Raw genomic sequence first — 11,407 nt, 5'->3', positions numbered from 1 at the left:
GGCCCCGCATCCCAACAGCGCGTGTCGTCAGTCCCAGCCCAGGCGGCGCAACACGCCGGGCGGCAGGCTGGCGCGGATGGTCTCCAGGGGGATGCCCTCGTCGTCCTCGGCGGCTTCGTGGCCGGGGTGCTATTTCCGGGGTGGGGTCCCATCGCGAGGGAGCGGCCATGGAAAAGCGCGTCTTTGGCAACACCGGGGTGAAGGTGCCGGTCATCGGTCAGGGCACCTGGCAGATGGAGAGCGACGACGCGGAAGGGGCCATCCGCTCCCTGCGTGCGGGTCTGGACCTGGGCCTCACCCACCTGGACACCGCCGAACTGTACGGCCAGGGCCGGGTGGAGGAGGCGCTGGTGTCGAAGGCCATCGCGGGCCGGCGCGACGAGGTGTTCCTCGTCTCCAAGGTGATGCCGTCCAATGCGACGCGCAGTGGCACCGTGGCGGCCTGCGAGCGAAGCCTGAAGCGGCTTCGCACGGACCGGCTGGATTGCTACCTGTTGCACTGGCCCGGCTCCCACCCGCTGGAGGGCACGGTGGAGGCCTTCGAGCAGTTGGTGACGGACGGGAAGATCCGCTCCTGGGGCGTGAGCAACTTCGCGGTGGATGAGCTGGAAGAGGTGCTGGCCATCGCGGGGCCGGGGCGCATCGCGTGCAACCAGGTGCTGTATCACCTGGAGGAGCGCGCCATCGAGCACACCGTCATTCCCTGGTGCGAGGCCGAGGGCGTGGCGGTGGTGGCCTACAGCCCGTTCGGCAACGGTCGCTTCCCGAAGCCCTCCAGCACGGGGGGCAAGGTGCTGGCGTCCATCGCGCAGGCGCATGGCGTGACGCCGTACCAGGTGGCGCTCCAGTTCCTGGTGCGCGGGTCGTCGATGTTCGCCATCCCCAAGGCCAGCGATGAGTCCCACATGCGAGACAACGCGAAGGCGGCGTCGCTGAAGCTGACGCCGGAGGAGCTGAGGCGCGTCGACGCGGCGTTCCCCCGGGGCGACGAACCGGACGAGTTGCCGAGCATCTGAGCTGGCGTTCACGGCCGGCCGCGCGGGCGCTTCAGCCGCGCTCGCGCAGCAGGGCCTCCACGCGGGCCACGTCCTCCGGCACGTCCACCGCCACCGTGCGCCAGGACACCTGGGCGCAGCGGATGCGCAGGCCGTGCTCCAGGGCGCGCAGTTGCTCCAGCTTCTCCGCCTCCTCCAGCGGGGTGGGGCTGAGCGTGGCGAGCTTGAGCAGCGTGTCGCGCCGGTAGCCGTAGAGGCCCAGGTGGGCGTGGCGTTGCACGGGCGTGCCGGGCTCGCGGACGTGGGGCACCGGGGCTCGGCTGAAGTAGAGCGCGTCGCCGTTGAGCGCGAGCACGGCCTTCACCACGTTGGGGTTCTCCAGTTCGTCCGGCTCCAGGGGACGCACCAGCGTGCCCATGTGGACGGTGTCGTCCTGGAAGAGGGCCGCGAGCACCTTGAGCGCGCCAGGGTCCACCAGCGGTTCGTCGCCCTGCACGTTCACCCAGACATCGACGTCCGGACGGGCGCGGGCTACCTCCGCGATGCGGTCCGTGCCGGTGGGGCAGGCGGGGCTGGTCATCATCGCCCGGCCGCCGAAGCCCTCCACCACGTCGCGGATCCGCGCATCGTCGGTGGCCACCCACACCTCGTCGAAGGCGTTGGCTTCCTGACAGCGGCGCCAGACGTGTTCCACCATGGGGCGGCCAGCGATGGGGGCGAGCGGCTTGCCAGGGAAGCGGGTGCTGGCATGGCGGGCGGGGATGACGGCCACGGTCCGGGAGGCGGGCATGGGGCGTCATCTATCAGACGTCCCGTCCCCGGGGGAGAGCGGCTGACGCCCTGGCGCCACTGGTCAGAAACGGGGGCGTGCCTAGCTTGCGCAGCGACATGAAGAAGGTCATCCATATCGTTGGCGCGCGTCCGAATTTCATGAAGGTGGCCCCGATTCACAAGGCCATCGCCGCGCGTACCTCCCTGCAGCAGTTGGTCATGCACACCGGCCAGCACTACGACGCGAAGATGAGCGACGTGTTCTTCGCCGACCTGGGCATGGCCGCTCCGGACATCCACCTGGGCATCGGCTCCGGCAGCCACGCCGAGCAGACCGCCAAGATGATGGTGGAGATGGAGAAGATCTTCCTCAAGGAGAAGCCGGACCTGGTCTCCGTGGTGGGCGACGTCAACAGCACCATCGCCGCGGCGCTCGTCACCTCCAAGCTGGCCATCCCGCTGTCCCACGTGGAAGCGGGCCTGCGCAGCTTCGAGCGGCACATGCCGGAGGAGATCAACCGCGTCGTCACCGACCGGCTCTCCGACATGCTGCTCACGCCGTCGCGCGACGCGGACGCGAACCTTTTGAAGGAGGGCATCGACCCGAAGCGCATCCATCTGGTGGGCAACGTGATGATCGACTCGCTCCTGTCTTCCAAGGAGAAGGCCGACCAGCTTCCCACGCTGAAGCAACTGGGCCTCACGCCCCGGGCCTACGTGGTGGCGACGCTGCACCGGCCGTCCAACGTGGACAACCCGAAGCTGCTGGCGGGCCTGCTGTCCACGCTCATCCACGTGGCGAAGAAGGTCCCCGTGGTGTTCCCGGTGCACCCGCGCACGCGCAAGATGATCTCCGAGCAGGGCCATGGCCCGGAGCTGGAGAAGACGCCGGCCCTCAAGCTGGTGGACCCCATGGGCTACCTGGAGTTCCTGTCGCTGACGTCCCAGGCGCAGCTCGTGATGACGGACTCGGGCGGTTTGCAGGAGGAGACCACGGCGCTGGGCGTGCCGTGCCTCACCCTTCGCGAGGAGACCGAGCGCCCCGTCACCGTGGAGGTGGGCACCAACGAGGTGGTGGGCACCGACCCCGTGCGCATCCGCGAGGCCGCGGACCGCGTCCTGTCCGGCGACGTGAAGAAGGGCCGCGTGCCGGAGCTGTGGGACGGCCGCACCGGCGAGCGCATCGCGGACCTGTACGCGCGCGTGCTGGGCGTGGAGCAGAAGCGCGCCTTCGGGTGAGTTGACGCGCCTTGCTTCAAGCAGTCAGGCCGCCGGGTGCTCGCGTCTTCGTGCGCGGGGGCCTGGCGGTTTTCGCGTTCCAGGCGTGCTAAGCGGCGCGGAACGTCATGCGTGAAGACGAAGACACCGCTCCGGTTGCCGCCACGGATGTGCCTGACGGCTACGTGGACATCCCGTTCGTCGTCGAGCCGAACTACGCCGGGTGGCGGTTGGACCGCTACCTCTGCGAGAAGATCCGTCGCATGGACCTGGAGCGCGTGCGCGGCATCATCCTGCGCGGCGTCCTGTGCGACGAGTACCGGCTCAAGCCCTCCACGCCCGTGTACCCGGGGCTGACGTTCCGCATCCGCCGCCCTTCGAGCCAGGAGCCCGCGACGCCCACGGAGTTGCCCGTCGTCTTCTCCGATGACTGGCTGCTGGTGCTCGACAAGCCGGCGGGGCTGCCCATCCATCCCACCGCGCGCTACCACAAGGGCACCCTCGTCACGCTGTTGCGCGAGCGCTTCGGGGAGCGCTTCGCGGAGCCCGCGCACCGGCTGGACCGCGAGACGAGCGGACTGGTCGTGTGTGGCCGCACCACGGAGTCGTGCCGCGTGCTGGGCGGGCTGTTCGTGTCGCGCGACGTGCACAAGGAATACCTCGCGCTGTGTGAAGGCCATCCCTCCGAGGACACCTTCCACGTGGATGCTCCCATCGCGGAGGGCACGGACCTGATCCGCATCGCCGTGCGCATCGACCCGGTGCTGGGCAAACCCAGCCGCACGCGCTTCCAGGTGCTCCAGCGCTTCGTGCATGACGGCGCGCCGTTCGCGCTCCTGCGCTGCTTTCCGGAGACGGGGCGGCAGCATCAGATCCGCATCCACCTCCATGTCGCGGGCTTCCCGTTGGTGGGGGACAAGATGTACGGCCCGGACCCGGGCTACTTCGACCGCTTCAGCAAGCACACCCTGGAGCCCGAGGCCTGGGTGCGCTTGCGGCTGCCCCGGCATGCGCTCCACGCGGAGCGCATCACGTTCCCGCACCCGGGCACCGGCGAGCCCGTCACCTTCGTTTCGCCGCTGCCTCTGGACCTGGTGGACTTCATCGCGGGGAAGACCCCGGCCCCTTCGGCGCCGGAGCCTTCCACGCCTTGAGGCTCAGCTCGCCTTGCGCAGGTTCTTCGCGCCGGGCACCACGCGCAGCAACTGCGGGGGCATCCGGTCCACGAACTGCTCCGTGAAGCGGGCGAAGACACGGAAGAGCACCGGCAACAGCACCAGCGTCAGGGCGCACGCGGAGATGGTTCCGGACACGATGACGATGGCCAGGGGCTTCTGCATCTCCGAGCCAATCCCATTGCTCAAACACGCCGGGACGAGGCCCAGCGCCGCCAGCGCCGCCGTCATCAACACCGGGCGCAAGCGTTCGCGACTGCCGTGGAGGATGGCGTCGTCCAGGGACTCGCCGGCCTCGCGCCGCTCCGCGATGGCGCTCATCACCAGCACTCCGTTGAGCGCCGCCTGTCCGATGAGCGCGATGAATCCCACCGCCGCGGCCACGCTCAGTGGCATGCCCGCCCAGTACAGGCCGAACACGCCGCCCATCAACGCGAAGGGCACGTTGAGCAGCGTCACCACGGCTCGGCCGAAGGAGTTGAAGGCCTTGAAGAGCAGCAGCAGCGTGAGGATGAGCGCCACCGGCAGCACGGTGAGCAGCCGGTTCATCGCTCGCTCCTTGCTCTCGAACTCGCCGCCCCACTCGATGCTGGTTCCGGGCGGCAGCGGAGCTTCCTTCTCCACTCGGGCCTGCGCGTCCTTCACGAAGGAGCCCAGGTCGCGGCCTCGCACGTTCATTCGCACGCCGATGTAGCGCCGGCCGTTCTCGCGGTTGATGGAGGCGCGGCCGAAGCCGGTCTTCACCTTGGCCAGCTCACTGAGCGGCACGAGGACTCCGCCCTCCACGGGGACTCGCAGGTGGGAGATCTTCTCCACGTCGTCGCGGCTGGACATGGGCAGGCGCATCACCACGTCGAAGCGGCGCTCGCCCTCCCAGAACTCGCTGAGCGGACGGCCTCCGACCGCCGTCTGGAAGACGTGCTGGAAGTCGCCCAGCGACATGCCGTGGCGGGCCAGGGCCACGCGGTCCGGGGTCACCTGGATGCTGGGCACCTCTCCGCTCTTCACGATGCCCAGGTCCGCGACTCCGTCCACCTTCGCCAGCGTGTTCTTCACCTTCGTGGAGTAGGCCTGGAGCACCTGGAGATCGTCTCCGAAGAGCTTCACCGCGAGCTGCCCGTTCTGGCCGCTGATGCTCTCGTTCACGTTGTCGCCAATGGGTTGGCTGAAGCTCACCTCCATTCCCGGGACCTCCGACACCGAGCGCTGCAAGACGGCCAGCACGTCGTCGAGCTTTGGTGTGCTCTTGGGCCATTCGGCGGGCGGCTTGAGCTTCACGAAGAACTCCAGGTTGTTGGTCAGCTTCGCGTCGGTGCCGTCCTCGGGACGACCGAGTTGGCTGAGCACCCCGTCCACCTGAGGGGCCTGGCGCAGCAGGCCTTCGATGCGCGGCACCAGCTTGCGGCCCTCCGACAGGGAGATGTTCGAGGGCATGGTGAAGGTCAGGTAGAGGCTGCCTTCGTTGAGCGCCGGGAGGAACTCGCTGCCCATTCGCGGCACCAGTGCTCCCGCGAAGAGCAGGGCCGCCGAGCACACGACGATGACGATGGCCGGGTGCTTGAGGCTCCATCCGAGGACGGGGCCATAGGCCTTGTCCGCGGCCCGCAGCACCGGGGACTCCCTGTGCTTCACCGGCTTCTTGTAGACGAACGAGGCCAGCACCGGGATGAGCGTGACGGAGAAGACGAGCGCCCCGAGCAGCGCCGCCACCACCGTGTTCGCCATGGGCGCGAAGATGCGGCCCTCCACTCGCTCCAACATGAAGATGGGCAGGTACGCCGCGATGATGATCAGCAGCGCGAACACCGTGGGACGCACCACCGCCTTCGTCGCGCGCTGGATGCGTTCGATGGGTGTCTCTCCCTCGTACTGGTGGCCGGACATCCTCGACAGGATGCTCTCGATGATGACCACGCCCCCGTCCACGATGACGCCGAAGTCCACCGCGCCCATGGACAGCAGGTTGGCCGACATGCCCCGCATCTTCAGGTAGATGAACGAGGCAAGCAGCGAGAGGGGAATCAGCACCGCCACCACCAGCGCGGCCCGCAGGTCCAACAGGAAGATGAACAGCACCAGCGTCACCAGCAGCGCGCCCTCCAGCAGGTTGTGGCCCACCGTGCGCAGCGTCGTGTTCACCAGGTCCGTGCGGTCGTAGAACGGGTCGATGCGCGCGTCCTCCGCTGTCAGTCGCGTGTTGACCGCGGCCACCGCGTCGCGCACCCGCTCCAGGACCACGGAGGGGTTCTCTCCCCGGCGCATCAGCACCACGCCCTGCACCACGTCGCCGTCTCCGTCGCGGCTGACCACGCCCTGACGCGGGGACCAGCCTTCGTTCACGTCCGCCACGTCCTTGAGGAAGACCGGGGTGCCTTCGTGCGTGGCCACTCGCACGTCGCGGATGTCCTCCAGCGTGTGGAAGAGGCCTTCGCTGCGGATGACGAACTGTTCGGAGCCTCGCTCCAGCACTCCGCCGCTCGCGTTCTCCGAGCCGTCTTTCAGCGCATCCTCCACGTCGTCCAGCGTGAGGCCGAACGCTGCGAGCCTCGCGGGGTCCGGTTGGATGTGCACTTCCTTGAGCAGTCCGCCGTAGCTGACGACGTCCGCGACGCCGTCCACGCGCAGAAGCCCGGGGCGCACCACCCAGTCCTGGAGGGTGCGCAGTTGCATCGGGTCGCCCTTCGCTCCCTTGAGCGTGTAGCGGTAGATCTCACCGATGGGCGTCGCCAGCGGGCCCAGGGAAGGTGTGAGGCCCTGGGGCAGCTCCGCGTCGCGCAGGCGCTCCAGCACCTGGGCTCGGGCGAAGAGCACGTCCGTGTTGTCATTGAAGCTCAACGTGACGAAGGACAGGCCGAACATGGAGAGGTTGCGCAGGCGGGTGAGGCCCGGCATGCCGTTGAGGGCGCGCTCCAGCGGCAGGCCAATCTGTCGCTCCACCTCTTCGGACGGCTGGCCCGGATAGAGCGTGATGACATTGACCTGGGTGTCGGTGGGGTCGGGGAAGGCTTCCACCGTGAGGTCGCGGAAGCAGAAGTAGCCCCAGATGGCGGTCAGCAGCGTGAGGAACACCACCGCCGCGCGGTTCTTCAGACTGAAGTCGACGAGCTTTTCGAACATGGGCGTCTGGCCTTTCCCTGCGTCAGTCCGCCAGTTCGATCTGGTTCTCCAGGAGCAACGCGCCCCTGGCGACGAACCTGTCTCCGGATGCGAGCCCGCCTCGCAGCTCCACTTCCCCGTCGCGGCGGCGGCCTGGCGTCACGGCCACCCGCTCCAGGCGGTTCGCGTCCCGGGCCACGAAGACCACCGAGCGTGCTCCGTCCGTCACCACCGCGCTGTCGGGGACGCGCACCCGCTTGACGCCCGTGGGCGGCGTGGGCGTCACCTCCACGAAGGCATTGGGCCGGAAGCGGCGGTCGTCGTTGGGGACGCGCACGCGCACTTCCACGGTGCGACGCAGCGGATCCACCACCTCCGAGACGCGGTCCACCTTGCCGGCGCGGACGATGCCGTCGCGCGTGGTGACGGTCACGTCCTGGCCCTGCGTCATGTCCATGGCGTCCGCTTCCTGGAGGTCCGCGACGACCATCACCTGGTCCAGGTCGGACAGGCGCACGAGCGGCCGGTCACGGTCCGGTGTCACCTCCTGGCTGCCCACGACTTCGAGATCCACCACCGTGCCCGAGCGCGGCGCCGTCACCCAGAAGAGGTTCTCTCCTCGGGACGACACGCGGAGGCTGCCCTGCTTGGCCTTCGCGGCCTCCAGGGAGAGCTCCGCCTGACGCAGCTCCGTCCGCGCGGCGAGCAGGTCCTTCTCCGGTGCGGCTCTGAGGGCCACCAGTTCCTTGAGGCGTTCGGCGTTGCGGCGCTTCTCCGCGAGTTCCGCCTCCGCGCCTCGCTGTTCACGCAGCATTTCCGCGAAGGCTCCGGAGCGGACGCTGAAGAGATCATCCCCCTGCTTCACCCGGTCTCCGGGGCGCACCTTCACTTCCTCCACGCGGCCGGAGAGGGGCGCTCCCACGGAAGCAGTGCGTGCTTCGTCGAACTGCACTCGCGCGGGGGAGGGCAGGGGTGTGAGGGCGCTGCCTTCGGAGGCCACTGCGAGTTGCACGTAGTGCCACTGCGGTGCGTCGTCCGGCAGGTGCACCGTTTCGCCCTTCACCGTGGGGCCGGGGATGGAGGTCTGGCTCTCAGCCACGGAGTCGGTGGGAGCGAGCACGTACAGCAGCACTCCGGTGCTCAAGAGGCCCGCTCCCGCGAAGGCCATCCAGACCGGGGTGCGGCGAGGGGCGGAGATCGCGGGCGTCGATGCGGCGGAGGTGTCGGGGGTGTTCATGGGGAGGGTTTTCGGGAAATGGGGGAACGGGAATCAGGACTTGGGATGGGTCAGGATGTCGGGGGCGCGTGGGCCGGCGGCGCTCGTCCGGTCGATGGCGACCGTGAGCCGGTAGGCGGTCTGATCCAGGTCGGCCGCGTGCAACAGCAGCTCTCCGTAGGTCCGCCTCGCGAGGAGCAGGTCCTGCAACGCCGCGCCTCCTGCCTTCACCGCCGCGTCCAACCGCTGCACCACGCCCTCGGCCAGGGGGAGCGTCTGCGTGTGCAGCCGGTCGCGTCGCTGCTGCACCGCTCGCAACTGGTGGCCCAACACCTCCGCCTCTCGTTTCGCCTGGGCCGCGAGCAGCTCACGCGCGACCCTGGCGGACTCGGCGCTCGCGCTGGCTTCGTGCGCATCCGCCTGCCCGTGGTCGAAGAAGGGGAGGGGAATCGACAGGCCCACGAAGAGGGAGTTCTTCTGGTTGCCGGAGATCATGAACTGGTCGCGCGTGTAGCCCGCGCGCACCGTCGGGTCGGGAATCCAGCGGCGCTTCGCCAACTTCAGCGAGGCCTGTGCCGCGTCCTGCTGCGCTCCGAGGGCCCGCAGGTCGGGTCTCGAATCGATGGCGCTCGGCACGGAGGCCCGGTCGAGACGCGCCTCGAGGAAGGCCGCCGCTGGTTCTCTTGCTCCAAACGGTTCACACGGCAGGCCCGCGAGCTGTGCGCAGGCGATGAGCGCATCCGCGAGCTTCACCTGCTCCTCGCCCAGCGAGGTCTCCAGCGCCTGGGCTTCCAGCGTGGAGCGATCCACGTCCAGCCCCGCCGCGTCGCCGTGCTGCTGCCTCGCGCGTTGCAGCTCCGTGAGCTTCAGCGCGTCCTCGGTGAGCTTCCGCAGCTCCGCGATGCGCACCTCCGTGGTGGCCACTTCCGCCGCGCGCTCCAGCACGTCGTAGGTGCGTGTTCGCAGCGAGGCGTGCACGTCCAACGCGGTGGCGGACAGCGTCGCCTTCGCCGCGTCCTGCCGGGGACCTCGCTTGCCCAGCTCCACCAGCTCCGACACGCCGACGACGTAGTTGGGGATGTCATCCAGCCTGCGCAGGCCGGGCGGGTTCGTTTCTCCAATGGGGATCGTGTTCATCGACACGTCCAGCTCCGGGTTGGGGAGCAGGTGCGCGCGCTGGAGGTCCGCGCGCGACGTGGCGATGCGCGCCCGGGCCTCCGCGAAGTCGGCGGAGCGTTCCCAGAGGAGCGCGGCCAGCCGGTCCTCGTCCGGCAGCGTGGCCAGCGACAGCGTGGTGGGTGGGGAGGAACGTTCCTCGGCACGCGCGGTGGGACCGAGCAGGGTGCTCAAGGCGGCGAGGACTGGCAGGGAACGGCGCAAGAGGCAGGCTCCGGTGAGAATCCGGAAGACCCCCTTCGCAAGCCGTGTGCCCGACCCGGCCTCAACAAATCCGCTCGGATGCGCGGCGCCGCGACTTCAAATTCCTTGAAGTGCCGGCCGACTTCAAAAAGCTTTCAACGCCTGGGACCGCGGAACTTCAAACCGCTTCAGTCGTCACCCAGGCGCTTCACGAAGGTCGGATAGGACAGCCCGAGTACCTTCACCGCCTCCATGCGCCGCCCGCCCAATCGCTCCAGGACCCAGCGCACATAGGCGCGCTCCAGATCCTCCATCGGCACGGGCTGGTCCACGCTGAAGGCTCCCGGGGCCACGGCGGCCGGTGCTTCCGTCGGCGCTCCACGGTTCGTGGGCGCTCCTCCTCCGAGCACTTCCAGCTCCAGCTCCGGCCCCGACTCCAGCACCAGCGCCCGCTCCAGGATGTTGCGCAGCTCGCGCACGTTGCCCGGAAACGCGTAGGTGGCGAGCCTCGCCCGGGCCCTGGCTCCCAGGCCGACGTCGCGCCGTCCCAGCTCTCGGCCCAGGTCCGCCAGCATGCCTTCGGCCAGCGGGAGGATGTCCTCGCGCCGCTTGCGCAGGGGCGGCACGTCGATGCGGAACACCCCCAGCCGGAACCAGAGGTCCTCGCGGAAGCCGCCGCCGGTCATCAGCGCGGGCAGGTCGCGGTTGGTGGCCGCCACGATGCGCGCGGTGCTCGTCTGCTCCGTCGTGCCGCCCAACCTCCGGAAGCGGCCCGAGTCCAGGAACGTGAGCAGCTTGGCCTGCAAGGGCAGCGGCAGTTCCCCCACCTCATCCAGGAAGAGCACGCCCCCGTGCGCCACCTCCACCAGGCCGCGCCTCGCGGTGCGCGCGTCGGTGAAGGCGCCCTTCTCGTGGCCGAACAGCTCGCTCTCCACCGTCTGCTCGGGCAGCGCCGCGCAGTTGATGTGCACGAAGGGTGCGCCACCGTCCTTCGATGCGAGCGCATGCAGATGCCTCGCGAGCTGCTCCTTGCCCACGCCCGTCTCACCCAGCAGCAGCACCGGACTGCGCGGGGATGCGGCGATGCGCTCCAGCATCGCGAACACCCGCTGCATCGCGGCGGACGCGGGCGGCACCAGCCGGCGCCGGCCGGACAGCTCCGCCTCCGCCATCTCCAGACGGTCGCGCAGTCGGCCCGCATCCACCGCGCGGCGTGCTCGCAAGACGAGGTCCGCCAGCTCCACGGGCTTGGCCACGTAGTCCGCCGCGCCCGCTCGCACCGCGTCCACCGCGCTCGCGATGTCTCCGTGCGCGGTCACCATCACCACCGCGACTCCCGGCGCGTGGGCCTTGAGCTCGGGCAGGAACGTGAGCCCGTCGCCATCCGGCAGGCGGCGATCCAACACCACCAGGGCGGGCGTGGCCTTCGCGAGCGTCGCCCGGGCTTCGTGCAGCGAGTGCGCCACCGTGAGGCTGAAGCCCTCGCGCTGGAGCGCCACCGCGGCGATGGAGGAGAAGGCCCGGTCGTCGTCCACGAGGAGGGCGGGGAGGCTCATGACCGGGCCTTCTCCTCCATC

The 11,407-nt window shown here is 69.4% G+C and carries 8 protein-coding genes; 3 read left to right on the top strand and 5 right to left on the bottom strand.

The annotated features are described in order from the left end of the window. Window positions 1–167: 167 nt before the first annotated feature. Window positions 168–1,016: an aldo/keto reductase gene (locus tag D7V88_RS32560; RefSeq protein ID WP_120544518.1), complete on the top strand. Its 849-nt coding sequence runs from the start codon at window positions 168–170 to the stop codon at window positions 1,014–1,016. Window positions 1,017–1,047: 31 nt separating this feature from the next. Here D7V88_RS32560 and kdsB read toward each other — a convergent pair whose 3' ends face one another. Next, a complete protein-coding gene (kdsB, locus tag D7V88_RS32555) occupies window positions 1,048–1,785 on the bottom strand; it encodes a 3-deoxy-manno-octulosonate cytidylyltransferase (protein ID WP_120544517.1) in 738 nt (245 codons plus the stop codon). Window positions 1,786–1,883: 98 nt separating this feature from the next. Between kdsB and wecB the strand changes: the two genes are divergently transcribed. After that, entirely contained in the window at window positions 1,884–3,005 is a 1,122-nt protein-coding gene (gene wecB / locus D7V88_RS32550; RefSeq protein WP_120544516.1) for a non-hydrolyzing UDP-N-acetylglucosamine 2-epimerase, read from the top strand. Window positions 3,006–3,112: 107 nt separating this feature from the next. Beyond that, window positions 3,113–4,138, top strand: coding sequence for an RluA family pseudouridine synthase (locus tag D7V88_RS32545; protein ID WP_120544515.1), 1,026 nt, complete (start codon window positions 3,113–3,115; stop codon window positions 4,136–4,138). 3 nt (window positions 4,139–4,141) lie between these two features. Here D7V88_RS32545 and D7V88_RS32540 read toward each other — a convergent pair whose 3' ends face one another. The 4 genes from D7V88_RS32540 to D7V88_RS32525 all read right to left on the bottom strand — a co-directional run bounded on the left by D7V88_RS32540 (window position 4,142) and on the right by D7V88_RS32525 (window position 11,386). Continuing rightward, a complete protein-coding gene (locus D7V88_RS32540; protein ID WP_120544514.1) occupies window positions 4,142–7,276 on the bottom strand; it encodes an efflux RND transporter permease subunit in 3,135 nt (1,044 codons plus the stop codon). A gap of 22 nt (window positions 7,277–7,298) precedes the next feature. Beyond that, complete coding sequence (locus tag D7V88_RS32535) at window positions 7,299–8,492, bottom strand: efflux RND transporter periplasmic adaptor subunit (RefSeq protein WP_120544513.1); 1,194 nt, start codon at window positions 8,490–8,492, stop codon at window positions 7,299–7,301. A 33-nt stretch (window positions 8,493–8,525) separates the two neighbouring features. Beyond that, window positions 8,526–9,851, bottom strand: coding sequence for a TolC family protein (locus tag D7V88_RS32530; protein ID WP_120544512.1), 1,326 nt, complete (start codon window positions 9,849–9,851; stop codon window positions 8,526–8,528). A gap of 167 nt (window positions 9,852–10,018) precedes the next feature. Then, window positions 10,019–11,386, bottom strand: a complete 1,368-nt coding sequence (locus tag D7V88_RS32525; protein WP_120544519.1) for a sigma-54-dependent transcriptional regulator — start codon at window positions 11,384–11,386, stop codon at window positions 10,019–10,021. Window positions 11,387–11,407: the final 21 nt, after the last annotated feature.

Origin of the sequence: Corallococcus terminator (genome assembly GCF_003611635.1) — a bacterium.
Taxonomy (GTDB): Bacteria; Myxococcota; Myxococcia; order Myxococcales; family Myxococcaceae; genus Corallococcus; species Corallococcus terminator.
The sequence above is the reverse complement of the archived record's forward strand: the minus strand, read 5'-3'. Positions and strand labels throughout refer to the sequence as shown.